Raw genomic sequence first — 21,173 nt, 5'->3', positions numbered from 1 at the left:
CAAAAAAGTTCTTTTGTAGTATAATTTCACAAAAAAGGGGGTGGCAAGCTTGTCGGATAAACCGAAATACATTGCCGTTGCGGCACTTTCGGTGCTTGTTGTGTTTTCATCCGCTTTTGCGATTTTGTCCGCAATAAGGTATTACAGCGCCGTAAATGCTGCGAATACGGCGGATAAAGAGGGAAATGTACAACACATTGCGGAAAGCGAGCAATACGAGCCTGCGCTTTCTCAGTTTGAGCATATACTAACCGAGCACGAGCACACAGCATCCATGCAACCTGCAATGCAGTATTTTCAGGACGCTGTTTTTGTGGGAGATTCCCGTACGGAAGGTCTTTTTTTGTACTCGGATATAAATACGACAGGTGCTGTTCCTTATGCATACCGCGGCTTTACAACGCTTGATATTCTGAATAATGAAAAATTTTTGTCGGACGGAAAATATGTGACAGGAATTGATGCCATAGAGCAAAACAGGAATTTTACCAAAGTGTACATAATGCTGGGCGTCAACGAGCTGAGCCCCGGCGGAGCGGAGGAATTTATTGAAAGGTATGACAGTATTGTCAAGGCGGCACTCGAAACAAATCCCGATGCAAGAATAATAATCCAGTCCATAATACCGCCGGCAAAATGGAAATCCGATGAAAGTGATTATATAAACAGTAAAAATACTGCCGATTTTAACGCCGCACTTCTTGAATATGCCGAAAACAACGGTTTTATCTGGCTGGATGTTGCAGCTCTTCTTTCCGACAAGAACGGAAATTTAAAAGACATTTATGACTGCGGTGACGGCATACATCTGACCCAACGAGCCTATGACGTGTGGTTTGAGTATTTGTGCTATTACACGTATCTTTAATTAAAAATCCGTGAGTTTTAGCGCAGTGTCCCAAAGGACACTGCGCAGCGATATGTCACTTCGTGACGAGAATTTATATCATACCGCATTCGGCTTTTTAAAAACCGAATATATCGCATTTGCGTAGGTAAATATATCGCGTTGTAAGACAACATATAATTGCTCAACAAACAAAACCTCTGAATTCGACTTTTGATGCCGCTTTCAGAGGTTTTTTTATTTTTACTGTCCCTTCACAACATTTTCACTCACGGACTTTTAATTATTTCATGGGAATTTTGAGCACCTTTTCAGTTATTTTGTCGCTTTCCATACCGTTGAAATCACGAAGCGAGCTTTGTGAAAGAGAATACTTTTTTGCAATTTCCCACAGAGTTTCACGTTCGGACGGATAATACAGAATTATGGGCGGACGGCATTCGTCCTTCTTTTTTTCTCCCACACTCAGCGTTTTTACAAAACGGGCACTGCTTTGGGAAAATATGCTTCCGGTAAGAACCGCATCGGCACGCACCTCTATGGAGCTTCCCGACGGTACGCAGTCTACCTCGCGCACTGCAATGGACAGGTCACATTGCGGAGAGGGAATGTCGTTGAGCTTTGTGTGGACCGAAAAATCGATATTTTCTTCAATTCCGTCAAAACCGCCGTCATACGAGCCTATCATTTTGATATTCATACGGCAGTCGGCGGTAAGAACACCGTTTTCTGCCACCCATCCGCGTATATATGCGGTGGGACGTATATCCTCAAAGGAGGTTATGTCGGGGTTTTTCAGTCTGAGCGAGGCGGGTATCTGAACCTTTTCATATACGGACTGACAATAACGTCTTAAATTGCAGTCACCTGTTTCGGCAGTTATTTCGCGGGTGGGTGAAAAAACATCGGCGGCGGCATCAAATTCGCGGTTGGTAAAAACTACTGCATGGGCGGTGTATGAAAAATCCAGCGTTATAACCCGGTTTTCGCCGTAGTTGTCAACATCTGTGTCTGCACGAAGAGAGGTCGGAGTGAAGCGTAATTCGCCGTCTGTGCCGTCCTCGGCGTCGGGAACGTCGATTATTTGAGAAAGCTCAATCGGCTGGCAAAAGCTTATGCTGCCTTCGGGTGAATCGTAAAAACAGGTGAAGTACGCAGTGGCATTGAAAACTGCCTTGCAATTTGCAATCTTCAGGCTTTCGGTAACATAGCGTATGTCGCAGTCGGTTATTTCACCGACGGGCGGCAGCTCGCGGGGGAGAATTATTTTTTCGCTCACATTATAGTCCGCCTCGTTCATACCGCACATACTGCAAAGCGACAGCTTTTGTGTGAGCAGTTCACATTCGCTTTCATCCTCGGTAAAGTATTCCACGGGACGGTTAAGGCGTATTTCGGGACAGACGCTTATATCGCATTTTATTGTCATGCGGCGCGAGGCACAGGGACGGCAGGATACATTTTCGGGAGTAAGATTTATATACGCAAATACATTTTCAAAATCCGAGCTTTTATCTGCCTGCACCTTGAATGTGTGGGAAAAGTTTTCGGTAAAGAATGTGCTGTACAGCTTTGGTGAACCCTCCGCAAGATAAATCACTTTGAAAAGCACGGTGCCGTCGGCGGCGATATTAAGACCGCTGTCATCGGAATATATGTTTTTTGAAGTGACTCTGGGAACAATATCGGCTTTTACAACCTTTGCTACATCGGGACAGTAGTCGGGAAGAATTACTTCGTTTTCAATATGTATCCTGCCACCATGGGCAATGGGAGTGTACATCTGGTTGACGATTGAATTCATAGAAACAGTTCCTTTCTTAGGTTTTGTTAAATCATATGAAGGAAAAATAGTAAATATGCTGTTCTTTTTTGTGTTTTTCACGCATAATATTGTGCCGACGGAGGAAAAACATGAAAAAAATATTTTTAATTATTACAGTCCTTGCCGCGGTGGTGTTTATGCTTCAAAGAGGCACACGTGATAAGGTAATAGGCGTGTTCCGCCAAAACGTAGGCTTTGATGACCTTTCACGCAGTATAGAGGTTTCCATATCCGAAAATCCCGTCGCCGCTATGGTGTTTGGTATGGATACAGGCGGTGCAGTACAGGTTTTTGCCGGTGCGGAGAGTGAACAATGACGTTGAAGCTGGGAAAGGTACGTGTGAATTTATCGGCATTGATACCACTTGTTTTTTTATCGCTGTTCAATCCGCCGGAGTACGTTGGTGCCATGCTTTTTTGTGCACTTCTTCATGAAGCGGGACACCTTATAGCTGTAAAAGCAGTGGGAAAAAGTGTTTGCTGTATAGATGTGATGCTTTTCGGGGCACACATACAGACAGACGGCAGATTGTGCAGCTACGGTGCTGATGCACTGATATATTCATCGGGTGCGGCGGCTAACCTTGCGGGTGCGGTGTGTGCTTACTTTGCGTATCTTTATGTACCGCTTACCGAAATAATGTTTTTGTTTTTTGCCAACATTTTTTACGCCGTATTCAATATGTTACCCATCAGAGGACTTGACGGCGGCAATTTTGCCGAATCCCTGCTTCTTATGCGCTTTGAGGTGGAAAAGGTGTGGAAAGTGGTGGATAAAGTATCGTTTGTGTGTATTATTTTGCTGTTTTTTGCATCTTTGTGGGTTTTATATTCGGGCGGGAATAATTTTTCTCTGCTGTTTGTGGTGGTATATCTTTTTATGAATTTGTAAAAAATAAAAAAATTACGAAAAATAAAAGGGATTTTGAAAAAAATCTCGTATAATATAGTATAAAGGAAATGAAAGGCGGCAACAGAAATGTATAAAGTCAATGATGCCGACAGCGTTTTCGGCTTTGAGGCGCAAAGGCTGAGCGAGTTTGCTACGTTGTCTCGCAACACCAAGGGGCGCCTGCGCCCCATGCAGGAGTGTGATATACGCACGCCTTTTTCGCGTGACCGGGACCGGATAACTCATTCAAAGGCTTTTCGCCGTCTTATGCATAAAACCCAGGTCTTTCTGACTCCCGAGGGCGACCATTACCGCACACGTCTGACGCACACCTTCGAGGTGACACAAATTGCCCGTGTTATAGCCCGTGCACTCGGTCTTAATGAGGACCTTACCGAAGCGGCGGCGCTTGGACATGATTTGGGCCATACTCCTTTCGGGCACGCAGGAGAAAGACTGCTTAACAGTGTTTACGAGGGCGGCTTTGCGCATTACGAACAGAGTCTCAGAGTAGCTGACCTTCTGGAAAACAACGGCATGGGGCTCAACCTTACTTATGAGGTGAGGGATGCCATCCGCAATCATTCCGGCTCCAACCGCGCCATTACTCCCGAGGGCAGAATAATAAAATTTGCTGACCGCATTGCCTACATAAATCACGATATTGACGATGCCATACGTGCAGGCATCATGAAAAGCGATGATATCCCACGCGATTTACGTCAGATTCTGGGTGATACTCACGGTGTGCGTATCAATACGCTGGTACGGGATACAATATTCAACAGCAAGGGCGCCGAAATACGCATGTCTCCGGAAATCGACGATGCAATGAACAGATTGCGGGAATTTATGTTCGAGGCGGTTTACAAAAACCCCGTTGCAAAGGGGGAGGAAGAAAAAGCGAATGTTATGCTGACTCATCTTTATGAGCACTTCTACCGCTATCCCGAAAAGCTTCCGCCCGAATACCGTAATTATCTTGACCGTTTCCCAAAGGGACGGGTTGTTTGTGATTATATTTCGTCCATGACCGACAGATACGCAGTGCGTACCTTCAACGAGCTGTTTGTTCCGAAGGTCTGGCGCAGAGTTTAGAAAAACGTATCAAAGAAAGGAACATTATGCCATTACCGGGCGCGTTTTTAACCGAATTAAAAGCAAGATGCGATATTGAAACAATAATCGGTACATACGTCCGCCTGAAAAGGACGGGTACCAATTCCGTGGGAAATTGCCCTTTTCATAGCGAAAAAACACCATCTTTTACCGTTTTCCGCAATACCCAGAGCTTTTATTGCTTCGGATGTGGTGCGGGTGGAGACGTTATAACCTTTGTTATGCGTATGGAAAACCTGGATTACATGGCGGCAGTGGAAAAATTGGCCAACATGGCGGGAATGGCAATGCCGGAGGATAACCCGGTTTACGGCGCAAAAAGGATTGACCGCAAGCGCATTTTTGAGTTGAACAAAAAAGCTGCGCGTTTTTTCCATAATGCTCTCATGGATCCCAAGAATTCCGACGCACTGAGATATATAACCGACCGCGGGCTGACACTGCGAACCATAAAGCACTTCGGCATCGGTTACGCCGACACCGGATTTGATTCACTCAGCGGTTATCTCATAAGCGAGGGGTACAAGCCGGAGGAGCTTAAAGAAGCGTTTTTGTGCGGAATAAGCAAGTATAATAAGCCATTTGATATGTTCAGAGGCAGAATAATTTTTCCGATTATAGACACCTCGGGTGAGGTGATTGCCTTCGGCGGACGTATTATAGGCGACGGTATGCCCAAGTATCTCAATTCCTCCGATACGCCCGTGTTCAATAAACGCCGTAATTTGTACGCGCTTAATTACGCCAAGGCGACTACTGATTCATCGCTCATACTTTGTGAGGGGTATATGGATGTTGTCGCACTGCATCAGGCAGGATTTTTTAACGCGGTGGCGACACTGGGCACTGCCATCACGCCCGAACAGGCGCGTGTGATGGCAAGATATGCTTCAAAGGTGTACATATGCTACGATTCGGATGCCGCAGGGCAGAAGGCAACCGACAAAGCAATAGCACTTCTCGGCGAGGCAGGGCTTTCGGTAAAAGTTATTACCGTCAAAAACGCCAAGGACCCCGACGAGTACATAAAAAAATTCGGCAAGGCATCCTTTGCGGCACTTATCAACGGCTCGGAGGGCAAAATTGACTTTAAATTCCGCACGCTTATGGGTAACTACAACCTTGACGTGCCGGAGGAAAAGCTTGATTTTATTAATAAATCCTGCGATATGCTGTGTGACGTGTACTCGGCAGTGGAGCTGGATGTTTTTCTCCTTAAATTGAAGGAGCTTACCGGGGTAGAGCTTTCAACACTTAAAAACGAGGTTGAAAAGCGTCGCCGAAAGCGAGAAAAGCAGTTCAGGGAAAAAGCGCTTGACGAACAAATACAAAAATCCATGGGATACGGTGACCGTATAAATCCCGACCGCCAGAAATACAAGGCGTGTGCGAGTATAGAAGAAAATATTCTCGGTATTATAATGCTGAGAAGCGATTATCTGCGGGATGAAAAAATAATGAGCCGCATAAAGCCCGAGCTTTTCATCTGCGAATTCAATCGTCGGGTATTTAGCGGTATTCTGGAGATCTCGGCTCAAAATGAGGGAAGCTTCGACATAGGAGAACTGGGGCAGTTTTTTACTCCCGAGGAGATGGGCGCAATAATGAAAATGCAGGTGAATCGCTCCAGGCTTTCCAACAACTCTCCCGATGTGCTGGACGAGCTTATAGAGCGACTTGTTGAGCAAAACAATAAGAAAAATGCGGGTGAAATGTCCCTGGAAGAATACCTGCAATCGCTCAAAAACAAATTAAGTTGATAAATATATATTTACATAAATAAAAAGGATGGTCACAATGGCACAGAAAAAACAGACGACAGCAGAGGAAGTAAAGACAACAGAAAAATATGAGTTTCGTGAGCTTATAGAAAAAGCCAAAGCCAAGGGAACTATTTCCAATGAGGAAATACTGGATGCTCTGGAGCATGTGGGCTACGATGACGTCGAGCAGATTGAAAAGCTGTATTCCGCACTGGAGGCGGCAGGGGTCGAGGTAATAAGCTATATTGACGACGACCTTTCACACCTTGAAAATATCGACGACCTTAACTACAATGAAATGTCCGCGGATGATATGCATATTACCATGGAACAGGGAGATTCCGAGTACGATGCTTCAGCAGACGGCATAATGGTCGAGGACCACGTCAGAATGTACCTCAAGGAAATAGGAAAGGTGCCGCTTCTGGATTCGGCATATGAACAGGAGTTGGCGGAGCGTATGTCGGGCGGAGATGAGCAGGCAAAGCAGATACTTGTGGAAGCCAACCTCAGACTGGTAGTAAGCATCGCCAAGAGATATGTGGGACGCGGAATGTATTTCCTTGACCTTATACAGGAAGGAAATCTCGGACTTATGAAGGCGGTTGAAAAGTTCGATTTCCAGAAGGGATTCAAATTTTCCACCTATGCCACCTGGTGGATACGCCAGGCAATAACACGTTCCATAGCAGACCAGGCGAGAACCATACGTGTACCTGTGCACATGGTGGAGACTATAAACAGAGTACTGCGTGTTTCCCGACAACTTATGCAGGAATTGGGCAGAGAACCATCCATTGATGAAATTGCCGGAGTACTCAACAAGCCTGCAGATAAAATACGTGAGATAATGAAAATAGCTCAGGAGCCTGTTTCGCTGGAAACACCCATAGGTGAAGAGGAAGACAGCCACTTGGGAGATTTTATACCTGATGATGATGCATTGGCACCTGCGGATGCTGCCAACAGCTCCATGCTTCACGACGAGCTGGAGGAAGTTCTTAACACACTTACCAAGCGTGAGGCAGATGTATTGCGTCTGCGCTTCGGCCTGGAGGACGGAAAGTCTCACACCCTCGAGGAAGTGGGTGTTGTATTCAACATTACACGTGAAAGAATCAGACAGATAGAGGCGAAGGCGCTCAGAAAGCTGCGCCATCCCAGGCGCGCCAATCGTCTTAAAGGCTACCTTAATTCCTAATCCAACGAAAGGACGGCATATCTTTTGATATGCAATAAAAATTATGTCAAATACAGAGGATTTAAAGAACCCGGCAGTTGCAAAGCTTATAGCAAAAGCAAAAGCAGCGGGATATGTAACCAACGGCGCCATAGCGGAGCTTATTGAAACCGCAGGCTTTGAAGTGGAGCAAATCGAAAAAATCTATGAAACACTTGAAGAACTGGGTATTGAAATAAGCGATACCGAGGATTTTACCGACCTGATAAATGACGACGCACTTATTGACGAGATTGATGGCGTTTCAGATGGTGTTATGGATGATGTGGACGTGGATATGGCAGATGTGGAAAATCAGATGGATGATCCTGCTGCAGATAATCATATCAGACTGTATCTTAAGGATATAGGTAAAATACCGCTTTTGTCCATTGAGGCTGAAAATGATCTTTCTGAGCGCATACTTGATGGGGATGAGCAGGCGAAACAGATACTTGTGGAAGCAAACCTGCGTCTTGTCGTAAGCATAGCCAAGCGTTATATGGGACGCGGTATAAATCTTCTCGATCTTATTCAGGAGGGAAACCTGGGCCTTATAAAGGCTGTGGAAAAGTTTGATTATACCAAGGGCTTCAGATTTTCCACGTATGCAACCTGGTGGATACGTCAGAGCATAACGCGTGCGATTTCCGACCAGTCCAGAACCATACGTGTTCCCGTACATATGTCGGAGACTATCAATAAAATACTGCGTACATCGCGTCAGCTTATGCAGGAAAACGGCAGAGAGCCTACATATGACGAAATAGGTGAGGCGCTCAGCATGTCCTCCACCAAAGTGCGCGATATAATGAAAATTGCTCAGGAGCCCGTTTCGCTTGAAATGCCGATAGGCGAGGAAAATGACAGCCATCTGGGTGATTTCATCCCCGACAGCGATGCTATGTCGCCCTCCGAATCCGCCAGCTTCAATCTTTTGCGTGAGCAGCTCAACAATGCACTTCACACTCTTACACCGCGTGAAGAACAGATATTAAAGCTTCGCTTCGGAATTGACACCGGCAGAGCATACACGCTTGAAGAGGTGGGTCTTATATTCAACATAACACGTGAGCGTATCCGTCAGATAGAGGCAAAGGCACTGCGAAAACTGCGACAGTATACCCGCTCGAGAAAGCTCAAGGATTTTCTGGATTAACGGCGCGAAATTTGTCGAGCTTTGAAAAAAGCATTGAATTTGTACTTAATGACGAAAAAGTACCCATTTATTCGGATAAAATGCCCAAGGCTATTAATAAAAAAGTAACTTGACATATTTCAGCTTTTGGTGTAAAATATAGGGTGTAAATTAATATACGTTTTTCAATCTGTTAGGAGGATCTTTTAATGAAAAGCAATTTAAAGAGAACAGTCACCATGCTGCTTGCGGCAGTAATGATGCTTTCCGCAGTGTGCATGATGTTTACTTCATGCTCCGATGACAAAGAAATAACAGCAGACATCGGAGAAACCTTGTCCACCAGAAAGCCCATCACTCTTACCGTTTACGGTATCACGGGCAAAACTACAACTCCCGAGGCAATTGATGAGGTGGAAAAGCGTCTCAACCGTTTTTCTGAAAGCGAATATGCCACAACTCTGGAGCTTAAGCTGTACGACGAATCCGAGTACAGAGACATTCTTGAGGCTAAGTATGTAAAGCTTCAGCACGATGCGGATGTTGCTAAATTCTGCGAGGGCGCAAAGAAAATCGGCGACAGAGTTGATAAGAAGATGAACAAGCTTCTTACCGAAGCTGAGCAGAGCGCAAAGAGCGCGGCTGCAGAAAAAGCAGCAAAGGAAAAGGCTGAGGCAGAGGCTAAGGCAGCGGCAAAGCTGGCTGCGGCAATAGAGGCAGGCGAAGCGGTAGCAGAACCTGTTGATGAGGATCAGGTGGATATCGTATTGATTTCCGACTTCACTCATTACATGGCAAGCATTAACGCACAGCCCGAACCTGTTATTGTTCCTTTGGATGAGTACCTTAAGCTTGATTCAAAGATCCTTACCGATTACATACATCCCACTTTGCTTTCCGCAGCGAAGATAGGCGGTTCCACCTACGGACTTCCCATTAACAAAGGTATTGATGCAGATACAACTTACTGCCTGCTGGACAGAGAGCTGGTTGAAAAGTATCAGTTCGATACCACCCAGATTATGAACTTCGCGAATATTGAATCCTTCCTGGCAGATGTCAAGGCAAATGAGCCGGATGTAATTCCGCTTCTCAAGGCACCCGAGGAAGTTCAGGGTTATGATTTTTACGATAATATCATCGGTCATCCCATTGGTATAACCAACCCCGAATTCGGTGAATACGTTCCTGTTAACTGCCGTAGCACTTACGGTGAATTCGTTGTAACAAACTTCTTTGAAATAATGTCCGACTTCCGCGAATACGGCTTCTTGCCCGATGAAGGTGCAGACACCACCGGAATGCGTTTTGCTGCCGATATCCGCAAGGGTAACGAGCAGGACGTTAAGAGATGGGAAGAGGAAGGCTACATCGTTGAGGTTTATAAGACTGCAAGAGCGACCACCGAAAATACTCTCGGCGCTATGTATGCTATAAGTGCTTATTCCAAGTACCCCGCGCGTTGCATGGAAATACTGGAGATGCTGTATACCGATGCATCCTTCAAAAACATTTTCACCTTTGGTGTTGAAGGTGTTAACTACAGTGTAAATCCCGATAATACCATCACTCGTCTTAATGACGAGTATATGATGGACTTCATGAAATCCGGTAACACCTTTATCGGTCTCCTGGATGAGGGCATGGATCCCGACTATGTTGCAAAGGCAGTAGCCAAGAACTTCGGTGTTAAGCGTCACGGCTTCCTGGCATTCCAGGTAGAACTTGACGAGGCAGGACAGAATGCGATTGACTACTATACGGAATATTCCGACGGTGTTTTTGAAACCCTCAGACAGGGTGTGCCTAACCCCGATTTGACATATTCTCGTGTTGCCAGCAGACTTAACCGCGGATACATAAATGACAATGTTCCGGGAATTAAAGCATTCCTCAACGGAGAGGACGATATTCCTTCCGAATGGGCAATGCAGTTTGATGCTTACAAGACAACAATTCCTGCGAATGTAACCATCGAGGAAAAAGACCTTACTTCATATATAGTAAGCAACAAGAATAAGTAATATTTTACATTCAAAAGGAGGTGTTGTAGTTTTACAGCACCTCTTTTAAGTTTCCGAGGAGAAATGTATGTTTAATTTCTATATGCCCACAAAAATTCACTCCGGAATCGGATGCGTAAAAAATAACGCCGATGCTTTCGGACTAGGCAAAAAGTGCATAATAGTCAGCGGAAAGAACTCCGCCCGTGCCAGCGGTGCACTGGCAGATATATGCGAAGTGCTGGACCAAAACGGCACTCAGTATCTGCATTTTGATAAAATAAGTGAAAATCCCGCAATTTCCGATTGCTTTGAGGGCGGAAGGCTCGCCGCTGAGTTTGGAGCAGAATTTGTAATCGGAATAGGCGGCGGCTCCGCACTGGATGCTTGCAAGGCGGTAAGTGCTTATGCAGCAAACAGGCAGTTAAGTGAAATGGAGGATATTTTCGATGCTTCAAAGCTGACAAATAACTCTCTTCCCATAATTGCTGTGCCTACCACTGCAGGGACGGGAAGCGAGGTTAACCCCTATGCGGTGCTTACATTGCAGGGCGGTGTCAAAAAACAAACCTTCAATAACCCCATGTCTTATCCCAAACACGCCTTTCTGGATGTTCGCTATACTATGTCGCTGTCTCCGCGATATACACTCAGTACTGCGCTGGATGCTTTCTGTCATGCGGTGGAATCCTTCCTTTCTCCAAAGTCTACGGATGCTTCCGAGCTGTTTGCCCTTTATGCCGCAAGAGCTATCTGGAGAAATCTGAACGAGATATATATAGGCGGAGATGTGGATGTTCAGCTCAAGCAGGAGCTTCTTGATGCTTCCTGTGCGGCAGGTATTGCCATAAATACAACAGGTACCGGCTTCCCGCATCCAATGGGTTATAACCTTACACTTCTGCATGGTGTTCCTCATGGTATGGCTTGTGCCGCTTTCACGGGCGAATATCTGAGTTATAACGAAATGGCAAACCCTCAGCGTTGCCGCATACTGTATGACTATATAGGAACCGATGGCGAGACCTTGAAGCATGAAATCCCCCTCATGTCATGCGTGGATATGAAATTTGACGATGCGGAGATAGAGAAATTTATTGAACTTACCGGAAAAGCAAAGAATTACACCAACAGCTTTTATAAAATAAACACCGACGAAATACGCGCAATATACAAAAAACTGTTCCAATAAAAACTTAGATTTAAACATAAAAGGAGAACGATTATGAGAATTTTATTTCAGGGAGATTCCATCACAGATGCAGGACGTGCACGCGACAGCGATGGTTATGTGGGAGTTGGATATCCTTTGCTTGTAAAGTCAGCACTTGGATTTGAGGCACCCGGCAAGTATGAATTTTTTAACCGCGGTATCAGCGGAAACCGTATTGTTGACCTTTACGCACGTATAAAAAACGATATTATAAACCTTAAGCCGGATGTGATGAGCATACTTATCGGTGTGAACGATGTATGGCATGAATTTGCTGAATCCCCCAACGGTGTAGATGCCGAAAAGTATTTCAGAATATATGATATGCTTATTGAAGAGGTGAAAGCGGCTCTTCCCGACATAAAAATCATGATACTTGAGCCGTTTGTTCTCAAGGGCTCCGGCACTCAGGATAACTGGGAAGAATTCGACCTTCAGGTCAAGAAGCGTTCTCAGATGGCCGAAAAAATAGCACAGAAATATAACCTTCCCTTTGTCAGACTCCAGAAGGGCTTCGACGAGAGATGCAAAAATGTTGAACCAAGCTACTGGCTTCATGATGGTGTTCACCCCACTCCTATGGGACATGAATACATCAAAAACGAATGGATAAAGGCATTTAAGACTTTATAATTTGAAAGGTAATAAAAATGAAAAAGATAAAAGCGGTTCCGCTAACTCATGAAAATTTTGCACCGTTCGGTCAGTTTTACCGCATGGACACTCCCGATGGATACGCACTTTGCGGAGAACTTCATAAGTTTTACCCTGACCGCGTAACAGCAGACAGCAATCACCGTGTGGGATTTTCTCCTATTACCGTAAAAAAGCCCGAAAAAATGGTTATAACTCAGCAGGAGTATCACACTACCACGTGGGAAATGATTCTTCCTCTTGATGATGACATGATCTTGCACTGTGCACCCGCTTCGGCAGGTGCTGTGGTGACCGACCATGTTAAAGCATTTATCGTGCCAAAGAATACCCTTATCAAAATGAATGCGGCAATATGGCATCTTGCCCCCCTGCCCGCAACAAAGGACATTCTGACCGCCATGATAATTCTTCCCGAATGCACCTACGCTAACGACTGCACGGTTATTGACCTCAAAACAGATGAACAGTTTGAGATAGTAACATAAATCGTGTAAATAAAAGTCTCCGTTTGGTTTTCCAAACGGAGACTTTTATTTATGATGTTATTTATCCAATGTTATGAAAACGCCTTCGCCGGGCTCAAGGCTGATGCTGTACATACCATCATTTGCTGTCAGCACCGCGGGCTCGCCCTTGAGATATGCTGTGACTTTGGTGTATCCGCTGATTTTGAAGCTTACATCAGCACTCTTGTTTTCCAGAAGCTCGTTCATGTTCACAAGTGTAAATGCCTTTCCGTCGCCTTCTTTAGCTTCAAAGCAACCGATAAGAAGCGGGCTTTGACTGTTGATTTTGCTTATCGCGGGGAAAGAAACGGGATTTGTCATTTTCAGATATGGCGTAGCATCTGTGCAATTATGATTGAAGGCGCCTATATTATCGTAGGAGCAGTAAATGTCTGAAAGCTTTTTAAGCTCCTGCAACGAGGTCTGCGCCGCGTAGTAGATTTCGGTAGGCTCGCCGTCCTTGTCTACCAGTGAATAGATGTCATAATTTCCCTGAGATGTGTACGACCAGTAGATAAGTCCCTTACAGCCAAAGGACAGCATGCTGTAAACCTGAAATCTGAAATCACGCAAATTGGCATTACGCTTACCATCAGTCCAACCGTATGACTGAATATACGCATAAAACTCTTTTTCTGTATCGCGTGCGGCACGGGCGAAAAGATTTATGCTTTCCACATAATCTTTATACGTGCCCGAGGTTTTGAGAGGGTATATATCCACGCACATAAAGTCTGCATCCGCCAGCTCGCCCCAGTTCTTGGCATATTCATAGTAGAACTGATAGTGGTCGTCGGAAGTATACGTTTTATCGGTATTTGCTCCGTATTTAAGCTGTGCGTCGCTTGCGTACAGCGGAAGCAAATTGACATGAGGGTCTCTGCCTGTATTTTCCAGATAATCATTGGCAATTTCGGCAAGCTGTGCCATTTCATCAACACCCGGCTCATCAAAAACATATGTTCCCGTGTAGCTGGGGCGCTCGCAAAATTCCAATGAGTTTGAATAATCCTTGTGGGCATTATCAGTAAGGTATACCTCTATGCCGTTTTTATCCGCAAAATTCAAAAGCGCACTGCCTATTTCACCGCCCGAAACGGCTCCCGTTGCAATTATCCAGTCAAATCCACAGTCCTTGACACGGTTCATATATTCGGTGTCCATAACAAAATACGGCTCAAAGCTTCCCTTTGTACCCAGCTTGATGCGGTCACGGCGGAAATATTCGTCAGTATATGGCGAATCGATTTTAACATTCAGAACGGATTTTATAAGATTTTCTACAAGCTCTGCCGCTTCGCCGCGGGTCATAATGCCGTATGGGTCAAAATTATCCTTGTCACGTCCGTTCATTATGCCGTACGCACAAATACTGTTCACTGCCGCCTGGTCACTGTTACTCAAAGCTGAAATATCGGAAAAATTGCAGGTATAGTTATTTAAAATATTATATCCTGCACAGGATATGAATTTATCCAACATTTTTGCCACTTCAAGACGGGTAACTGCCTCTTCGGGGCAAAAGTCTGTTACGGTACCATCATAATATCCTTTTTGCATTACATGGTCAAGATACGGTTCAAAATACATCCCGGTTGTTGTGCCGTCCGCTCCGTCAAGCCTGCCCATAACCGTAACAAACATTCCGTTGGTCAAAGGCATATCGGGGCTGAATATATTGGCAGCCGTTCCGCCGAAAATCTTTCTCTGAGAGACATATTCTATTGATTCCTTCGCCCAGTGAGTATCAATATCAGAAAACTGAACACTGCTTGTTCCAAGCACATAATCAGCCTTGCGGTTAGGCGAAAAGCTGATAAAGCCCCCCTTGTTGATGTGGGACAGCGGAACAACCCTTTGTTCACCGTTTTCATCGGTATACATTACCACATTACCCTCAGCCGAAGTATCGAGAATGAGATAATCGGTTCTGTCATATCCATCCTTCAAAACTCCCGCAGGGACATAGGAACACTGCATATTATCTCTGAAAGTGGTGAGAACATCAAATTTATATGTTTCCTTCACACCGTTCAAAAATTGCTTTGCCGCCTCCTCAGTTTTGAAAAAGCCCACACAAGACAGGTATATATAATCATTTTCATTGCACAGGTTTATAGGGTCAAAACGGACAGAGGTTATCGTTCCGCTCCAGGTACCGTCGTTTTTTTCTGCTTCGCGCAGGTCTGCAATCTCACTATGCCAAGCACCGTCCGGCACTATGGGAAGTCTGTTGGCATCCGCCACATCAGTAAAAACGGTATATGTTTCATTTGTCCAGAAGAGGGCACTGCTTTTTTTGGAGGTGTGCGCCTTGTATCGGTAAGCGAAATACGGATATTCCAATGCCTCAAAGCTGTTTTCGATAAAGTGATACTTCAGCTGTGGGTCTGTCGAAGTGGAAGTGAAAATGTAAATACCCGTCTCAAAACTTGAAAATCCACCGCTTGCCAGCCATTCTTTGCTTTGCGCTTCATCACTGAAATCCCAGTAAAAGCCGTCTGATGAATACTCAATCGCCGATACGCAAGTAAGCATCACAAATATGAGAGCTGTATATAAAATAACCTTCTTCATAATTACCCCATTGTTCGAAATAATAATCAAACACACACTATAACATTATAATTATACCACATTATACTCTATTTGTCAATATACAAAAAGCGGTGTACCGAAATTCGGTACACCGCTTTTTTGCAACTATCAGTTAAGTCCTTTTGATTTAAGGAACTCGTAGCTCTTTTTAAGACATTCAAATGGATCCTCGCCGTAACAGTTATCCTGCTCAACAAAGGCATATTCAACTTGTGCATCGTAAGAAGCCTGAATGATTTTGTCAAAATCAAGAATACCGCTTCCAACGGGGGCGAAAATGTGCTTACCCTCGCTGTCGCAGGCCATATCCTTAAAGTGGATACACTGAACACGTCCCTTAAGTGTTCTAAGCCACTCGCAGGGGTCGTGCTTACCTTCCGCAACCCAATACACATCCAGAGTGAAGCCCAATTCATCGGCTCCGAAATTCTTTACAAGCTGTTCAAAAACATAAGTACCGTTTTCGGGCTTGAATTCGTGTGCGTGGTTGTGATAGAAAAATTTTTTACCCATATCCTTTATGGTTTTTGCAACGGCAGGTGCTTCAGCCATAAATTTTTCCACACCGGCAACACCTTCATGATAGAAAGGGCCGTATCCGCCTACACCAATATACTTACAGCCGAATATATTGTGATTTTCAACAGCTTTTTTGGGATCAGCCTTAAGAACGTTAAAGTCAGTGTGAGTAAGGTCACAGGTAAGACCGTTTTTCTTAAGCTCTGCCGCCAGCCATTCGGGCTCATATGCACATGTACCGGAAACCTGAACGGAGGTATAACCCATATCGGCAACCTTTGCAAGTGCGTCAGCAAAATCCTCAAGAGTTTTTGTATAGTCATGAACCGTGTAAAGTTGTGCGCCTATTTTCATTTTAGTACTCCTTTGAATAATTAATATAACACAATATGTGAATTATACTGTATCGCAATGTTGAAGTCAATGTGTTTTCTACACAAAACATTGCAAAAACTATGCGTTCTGATCTTTGATTTCCTGAATTGCCTTCATAACCATCAACGCTTCCTCGTTCTTGATGGGGTAAGGCTTGCCCTCACACAGTGTTTCGTACAGATAAACCCAGGTGTGATCCAGGTCGTTGGTATCCCAGGTCAGTTCTTCGGTAACGAAGGGTAACTGGATAGCAGGTCCAAATTTTGCATCCTTGGGAGTGTGTGCACTGGAAACGGGGTGGGGGATTTCGTAATCTGCAGGCAGGTGCTTGATGGTATAGGTGGCACCCTTGTCAACCAGCGCACCTCTTGTACCGTATACTATGTACTCCGGCATACGAAGTGCTGTTCCACCGCCGATTTCAATTTCAACGATTCGGTCGTTTATGCCTGTAAATACAGCGCGTACATAGTCTTCACAGTCGCCGGATGCCGCAATCTGACGTGTAATAGAGTGCAGACTCTTGTAGTCGCCGCCACAGAATCTCAGCGCCTGGTCAACGATGTGCGGACCCCAGTTGAGAAGCTGTCCGCCGCCGTACTGACTGAGTGTCTGCCAGTCGTGTCTCAATTCATAGTTGGAGGTGTTGCGGCGTACCAAATATACATCGCCCAGAATGCCGGAGTCGATTATTTTGTTCAGTTGCATGAACTTTGCTTCAAAACGGCGGTTATGGCGTATAAAAAGCTTCTGTTCGCCGTTTTTTGCATCCAGCTCCATAAGAGCCTTTGCATCGGCATAATTGGTACAGATGGGCTTTTCCAGGAATACGATCTTTCCTGCTTCGAGCGCAGTTTTAGCATGTCTGAAATGGTCACAGGAGCGTGTAGCAACCACAACAACATCAACATCGGGGTCTTCTACCAGATCCTCGGCATTTACGTATGTCTTGCATCCGTAAAGATTTTTCATGTTTTCTCGACGGTCTTCTTCGAGGTCGCACACCGCGGCAAAGGTGAACATATCCTCTTTACCTTTGAGTTCTTTCAGGTGCATTGAATATCCGGCACGTCCGAGACCGATTGTTCCAAGTCTGATGGGCTTTTTCATTTTTTATTCCTTTCAGATTATTTATTTTTAAAATTGATTTACGTTGATATTATAACAAAAATTTCCGAAAAGTAAATAACAAAATACTATATACCGGGTGTAATTTTAAATTTATGGTAAAATTCATTCTCCGTATTCAAATACCTTTACCGCACCCAGCGCAACCGCACTGTCTACCGCTTCGTCCGAAACGCAGGTGACATTGAGACTGCATACTGCTTTTATAATATCACTCATGGCATATTTTATCTGGCTTTTTCCGCCGATAATAATATTGTCCTTGCCGTATTTTTTCAATGCCTCAATTTCGGCAGTCAGCACAACTCCCATGAAATAGCTGTATGTCTGAACCGTGTTTTTCTTAAAAAGATTTTTCAATATCCTGGTTTTGAACAGCGCATTGTTTATTCCCTGTGCCATGCAGTAATTGTAGCCCATTATAAGATACTCCCTGTCGTATTCCGAAACCGACAGATCAACCGCATCTTTGAGAATGGTGTTTCCGCTTAAAGCCGCTATCATTTCACCCGTAAGCATTGTTTTAAAATCAGAGATACGCCCGTTTTTGTCTGTTGCAATAAGCTTTGAGTGTGAGCCGGGCAGTACATATACACCGTCGCTTCCGTCGTAAAGACCGTAAAGCTCCGTTTCCTCACCGCGCATCATGTCGGCGGTTTCGGGCGAATCTGCACCCACCTTTACACCCGGGATAAAGTTTATTTCAAGCCCGCATATTTCGGGAAAAAACACCTTTTTTATACCGTCATGCAGCTCTTTCATTCCCGCGGGAGCATCGAGATGCTTTAATTCGCATAAGCCGTATTCCGAGGTTATCATGCCGGAGGCGATGACCGCTGTTATATCGGACTTTTCTATTTTTCCAAAAGATAAAAGAAAAATGATTTTTTCTTCTATTCTTTTTTTCAATTCTCCGTTTCCGCCGATGCAGTCTTTTGCGCCCATGGATATTTTTTCACTCTTTATAAGCTTTTTGTCCTGTACGAGGTTTACTCTTGTATTCGTGGTTCCGCCATCGATTGTGATGTAAGTTTTCATGTCGTACCTCTTTTAATAATATCATAACCGTATTATACACCATATTTCGAGTTTTTTCAATAGCTGTTTTGCGCTTCTTCGCACTTTGCCATACTTTGTTGTTTCGCTCAGAATGACATGTAGGGGAGATTCATGAATCTCCCGTTTATTGTCTTGAACAGGGAGAGTTTGAATCCCTCCGCTCCCTTTAGGCAAGGAGGCTTTACCGTCCTACGTTGTTGTTTCACATGACAACAAACAAAAAGCCGTGGGTTTCCCCACGACTTTTTGTTTGTATAAATACTGAGCTGTCAATTCTCAAAGTGATACTTGGGTTGGCTTAGATTTCTTCGACATCCCACTCGGTTTCAGCGTTGTCGGCAAGTGCATCCAATACATTCTGTACACTGCGTATGATGGGTGCAAAGTAACGGGTGTAGTTGCCGCCGTTAACAGTGTAGGTAATGAAAGGAGTTACCTTAACCTGAGTTGTGATCTGATCGGCAGGAATACCTGTTACAACAGTGTTGAAGTAAATTCCGTCCTCTTTAGTCTCGAAATTCTTCGCATTGTGGAAGTTGAGAGGAGCATTGTTTGCACCGTATTCCTTCTTGGGAGTGGAGCCGGGAGTGCCTACTATCGCACCGTAAACAACATCTTCAAGAGCTGTGTTTGCAGTGTCATAGTTAAGCTTTGTACCGAAACGCAGAGCCTTTTCGCTGATGGCTTCATCGTCAACGTCATCAACACGAATCTGTGCGCCCAGATTTTCAACTGTCATGCCGTAATCATTCGCCTCAAAAGGAATGGTTACTGCAATGTCATAATTGCTTGCGCCGATTCTGCCGGTTGCAACTCCGTCGCCGATGGTCATTGTAGAGATGGCAGCATCTTTACCATTTGTAAAAGATCCCTTTGTGTATTTTTCAAGTGAGAAAGTCGCCTCGTTGAAAGGATCGGTATTAGCCTCGGGACCTTCGTAAGCCATCATCTGGTCGTAGCTGTGGAAGAATGCGATGTACTCGATATCAAGGAAACCATTAGAGATATTGTAGTTATCCAATACATGGAATTGAGCGCTTGTGAAGTAGATATCACCTTCAAAGCTACCACCGTTGCCGGAGAAGCTTGCGCTGCAAGGTGTGTATCCTTCGCCACTGAAGAAATTGAAGGTCTGTACTTTTTCGCCTTGCTGATCCCAGTTTCTTAAAGTGGTAACATAATTGGTTCCATTAACGTAAAACTGTATTGCCGCAGTCATGTCGGTGTTGGATTTAACCTTGATGTAAGGATAATCGTTAAGCTTGATGCTTTCGGTAACACCTAATGCAAAATCAGTAGCCACGTCAACATCGTTGGTGAATCTGTTGATAAATTTACCTTCTTTTACATAAATGCTTGCATCGGTGTTTGCAAAATTATAAAGAACAGGCAGGTTGATTTGAACATTATCTTCGTTTCCGTCAAAAGCGATAACCTTTGTGGGGTACTTCACTTCATAAGGAACGGTAACATTGAAGTTGTTGATTTTACCGCTGAGCTTGCCGTCAGCTATTACAACGTCGGAAACTGTTGCACCGCCTACGAAGGAGTTTGCATAAGTTGCAATGCTGAAATTATCTTCGTTGAATTTTTCGTTTTCACCGATTTTTGCTTCGGGACCGTTGTAAGCCATCATTTCATCATAAGTATGGAAGAAAGCGATATACTCAAAATCAAGTGTACCAATGCTCTTTGACTGGTCGCTTGATGCGTTTCCGAGCACTCTGAAGTCTATGGTTGAAAAATTTAAACTTGTTGCATCCGACTGATTGAAAGATGCGTCGCAAGCGGTATACCCGTCACCGTTGAAGAAGTTAAAGGTTGTAACCTTGTCTCCGGTAGTCCAGTTATACAGAACTGAGTTGATGCTCCAGCCGTTAAGATAAATAACAACAGGTACTGTAAAAGTTGTGCTTGACTTGATTTTCATATAGGGGTAATCGTTAAGACTGAAACCTGTACTTACACCGTATGCAAAGTCGGTGTCATCACCGTAACCGGTTATTTCAAATCGGTTTACGAAATTGCCGTTATCGTTTACGAAAAAGCTGGCATTAGATCTGGAAGTGCTGTAAACAACGGGCAAACCGAAGCCGGCAGTGTTTGTACCGTCAAAAGTGATGACTTTTGCAGGGTATGCGGGGTCTGCTGCCAGTGTGGTGATGGCAAGCAACGCGCAAAGAACTGCAACTAAGAGTGAAAGTCTGAAAAGATTTTTTGCTTTCATTTTTGTCTCTCCTTGATAATTTTTTAGTTTGGATTGTGTTTTGTATCAGAAACACTTGTCCCAAATTTTATGTAAAATCCGCCCG

At 44.5% G+C, this 21,173-nt stretch carries 17 protein-coding genes; 11 read left to right on the top strand and 6 right to left on the bottom strand.

Features of this window, described 5'->3' with window-relative positions; translation table 11 throughout:
* The first annotated feature begins 49 nt into the window (after positions 1-49).
* Positions 50-868, top strand: coding sequence for a hypothetical protein (locus tag E7588_03615; GenBank protein MBE6688351.1), 819 nt, complete (start codon positions 50-52; stop codon positions 866-868).
* A gap of 262 nt (positions 869-1,130) precedes the next feature.
* Here E7588_03615 and E7588_03610 read toward each other — a convergent pair whose 3' ends face one another.
* Positions 1,131-2,651, bottom strand: coding sequence for a hypothetical protein (locus tag E7588_03610; protein MBE6688350.1), 1,521 nt, complete (start codon positions 2,649-2,651; stop codon positions 1,131-1,133).
* A 110-nt stretch (positions 2,652-2,761) separates the two neighbouring features.
* Here E7588_03610 and E7588_03605 point away from each other — a divergent pair, with 110 nt between their 5' ends.
* From E7588_03605 to E7588_03560, 10 genes are all read left to right on the top strand, one after another.
* Complete coding sequence (locus E7588_03605; protein MBE6688349.1) at positions 2,762-2,989, top strand: hypothetical protein; 228 nt, start codon at positions 2,762-2,764, stop codon at positions 2,987-2,989.
* A complete protein-coding gene (locus tag E7588_03600; GenBank protein MBE6688348.1) occupies positions 2,986-3,564 on the top strand; it encodes a hypothetical protein in 579 nt (192 codons plus the stop codon). Before E7588_03605 ends, E7588_03600 begins: the two co-directional genes overlap by 4 nt.
* Before the next feature lie 87 nt (positions 3,565-3,651).
* Positions 3,652-4,662: a deoxyguanosinetriphosphate triphosphohydrolase gene (locus E7588_03595; protein MBE6688347.1), complete on the top strand. Its 1,011-nt coding sequence runs from the start codon at positions 3,652-3,654 to the stop codon at positions 4,660-4,662.
* A 26-nt stretch (positions 4,663-4,688) separates the two neighbouring features.
* Positions 4,689-6,443: a DNA primase gene (locus tag E7588_03590; GenBank protein MBE6688346.1), complete on the top strand. Its 1,755-nt coding sequence runs from the start codon at positions 4,689-4,691 to the stop codon at positions 6,441-6,443.
* Between the two features lie 37 nt (positions 6,444-6,480).
* Positions 6,481-7,647: an RNA polymerase sigma factor RpoD gene (rpoD, locus tag E7588_03585; GenBank protein ID MBE6688345.1), complete on the top strand. Its 1,167-nt coding sequence runs from the start codon at positions 6,481-6,483 to the stop codon at positions 7,645-7,647.
* Between the two features lie 43 nt (positions 7,648-7,690).
* A complete protein-coding gene (gene rpoD, locus E7588_03580) occupies positions 7,691-8,824 on the top strand; it encodes an RNA polymerase sigma factor RpoD (protein ID MBE6688344.1) in 1,134 nt (377 codons plus the stop codon).
* A gap of 188 nt (positions 8,825-9,012) precedes the next feature.
* Positions 9,013-10,827 (top strand): hypothetical protein, encoded by a 1,815-nt coding sequence (locus tag E7588_03575; protein MBE6688343.1) that lies wholly within the window; start codon positions 9,013-9,015, stop codon positions 10,825-10,827.
* 67 nt (positions 10,828-10,894) lie between these two features.
* On the top strand, positions 10,895-11,998 hold the full coding sequence (locus E7588_03570; protein MBE6688342.1) for an iron-containing alcohol dehydrogenase: 1,104 nt from the start codon (positions 10,895-10,897) through the stop codon (positions 11,996-11,998).
* A 33-nt stretch (positions 11,999-12,031) separates the two neighbouring features.
* Positions 12,032-12,652: a lysophospholipase gene (locus tag E7588_03565; protein MBE6688341.1), complete on the top strand. Its 621-nt coding sequence runs from the start codon at positions 12,032-12,034 to the stop codon at positions 12,650-12,652.
* A gap of 17 nt (positions 12,653-12,669) precedes the next feature.
* Positions 12,670-13,161, top strand: coding sequence for a Ureidoglycolate hydrolase (locus E7588_03560; GenBank protein MBE6688340.1), 492 nt, complete (start codon positions 12,670-12,672; stop codon positions 13,159-13,161).
* Between the two features lie 57 nt (positions 13,162-13,218).
* Here the strand turns inward: E7588_03560 and E7588_03555 are convergent, their stop codons facing one another.
* The 5 genes from E7588_03555 to E7588_03535 form a co-directional block, all read right to left on the bottom strand.
* A complete protein-coding gene (locus tag E7588_03555; GenBank protein MBE6688339.1) occupies positions 13,219-15,759 on the bottom strand; it encodes an S-layer homology domain-containing protein in 2,541 nt (846 codons plus the stop codon).
* Positions 15,760-15,888: 129 nt separating this feature from the next.
* Positions 15,889-16,653, bottom strand: a complete 765-nt coding sequence (locus E7588_03550; GenBank protein MBE6688338.1) for a sugar phosphate isomerase/epimerase — start codon at positions 16,651-16,653, stop codon at positions 15,889-15,891.
* A 99-nt stretch (positions 16,654-16,752) separates the two neighbouring features.
* Positions 16,753-17,784, bottom strand: coding sequence for a Gfo/Idh/MocA family oxidoreductase (locus tag E7588_03545; protein ID MBE6688337.1), 1,032 nt, complete (start codon positions 17,782-17,784; stop codon positions 16,753-16,755).
* A 123-nt stretch (positions 17,785-17,907) separates the two neighbouring features.
* Entirely contained in the window at positions 17,908-18,840 is a 933-nt protein-coding gene (locus E7588_03540; protein ID MBE6688336.1) for a hypothetical protein, read from the bottom strand.
* A gap of 319 nt (positions 18,841-19,159) precedes the next feature.
* The gene (locus E7588_03535) at positions 19,160-21,088 is read right to left on the bottom strand and encodes a hypothetical protein (GenBank protein ID MBE6688335.1); all 1,929 of its coding nucleotides are present in this window, start codon (positions 21,086-21,088) and stop codon (positions 19,160-19,162) included.
* Between the last annotated feature and the right edge of the window lie 85 nt (positions 21,089-21,173).

It is taken from the genome of Oscillospiraceae bacterium, assembly GCA_015065085.1.
Taxonomy (GTDB): Bacteria; Bacillota; Clostridia; order Oscillospirales; family SIG627; genus SIG627.
Note: the sequence above shows the minus strand (reverse complement) of the source record. Positions and strands in the feature narration are given on the sequence as shown.

Coding starts and splice junctions, on each gene's coding strand:
- E7588_03610 (MBE6688350.1), bottom strand. CDS start 2,651: ATGAATTCAATCGTCAACCAGATGTACACTCCCATTGCCCATGGTGGC.
- E7588_03605 (MBE6688349.1), top strand. CDS start 2,762: ATGAAAAAAATATTTTTAATTATTACAGTCCTTGCCGCGGTGGTGTTT.
- E7588_03600 (MBE6688348.1), top strand. CDS start 2,986: ATGACGTTGAAGCTGGGAAAGGTACGTGTGAATTTATCGGCATTGATA.
- E7588_03595 (MBE6688347.1), top strand. CDS start 3,652: ATGTATAAAGTCAATGATGCCGACAGCGTTTTCGGCTTTGAGGCGCAA.
- E7588_03590 (MBE6688346.1), top strand. CDS start 4,689: ATGCCATTACCGGGCGCGTTTTTAACCGAATTAAAAGCAAGATGCGAT.
- rpoD (MBE6688345.1), top strand. CDS start 6,481: ATGGCACAGAAAAAACAGACGACAGCAGAGGAAGTAAAGACAACAGAA.
- rpoD (MBE6688344.1), top strand. CDS start 7,691: ATGTCAAATACAGAGGATTTAAAGAACCCGGCAGTTGCAAAGCTTATA.
- E7588_03575 (MBE6688343.1), top strand. CDS start 9,013: ATGAAAAGCAATTTAAAGAGAACAGTCACCATGCTGCTTGCGGCAGTA.
- E7588_03570 (MBE6688342.1), top strand. CDS start 10,895: ATGTTTAATTTCTATATGCCCACAAAAATTCACTCCGGAATCGGATGC.
- E7588_03565 (MBE6688341.1), top strand. CDS start 12,032: ATGAGAATTTTATTTCAGGGAGATTCCATCACAGATGCAGGACGTGCA.
- E7588_03560 (MBE6688340.1), top strand. CDS start 12,670: ATGAAAAAGATAAAAGCGGTTCCGCTAACTCATGAAAATTTTGCACCG.
- E7588_03555 (MBE6688339.1), bottom strand. CDS start 15,759: ATGAAGAAGGTTATTTTATATACAGCTCTCATATTTGTGATGCTTACT.
- E7588_03550 (MBE6688338.1), bottom strand. CDS start 16,653: ATGAAAATAGGCGCACAACTTTACACGGTTCATGACTATACAAAAACT.
- E7588_03545 (MBE6688337.1), bottom strand. CDS start 17,784: ATGAAAAAGCCCATCAGACTTGGAACAATCGGTCTCGGACGTGCCGGA.
- E7588_03540 (MBE6688336.1), bottom strand. CDS start 18,840: ATGAAAACTTACATCACAATCGATGGCGGAACCACGAATACAAGAGTA.
- E7588_03535 (MBE6688335.1), bottom strand. CDS start 21,088: ATGAAAGCAAAAAATCTTTTCAGACTTTCACTCTTAGTTGCAGTTCTT.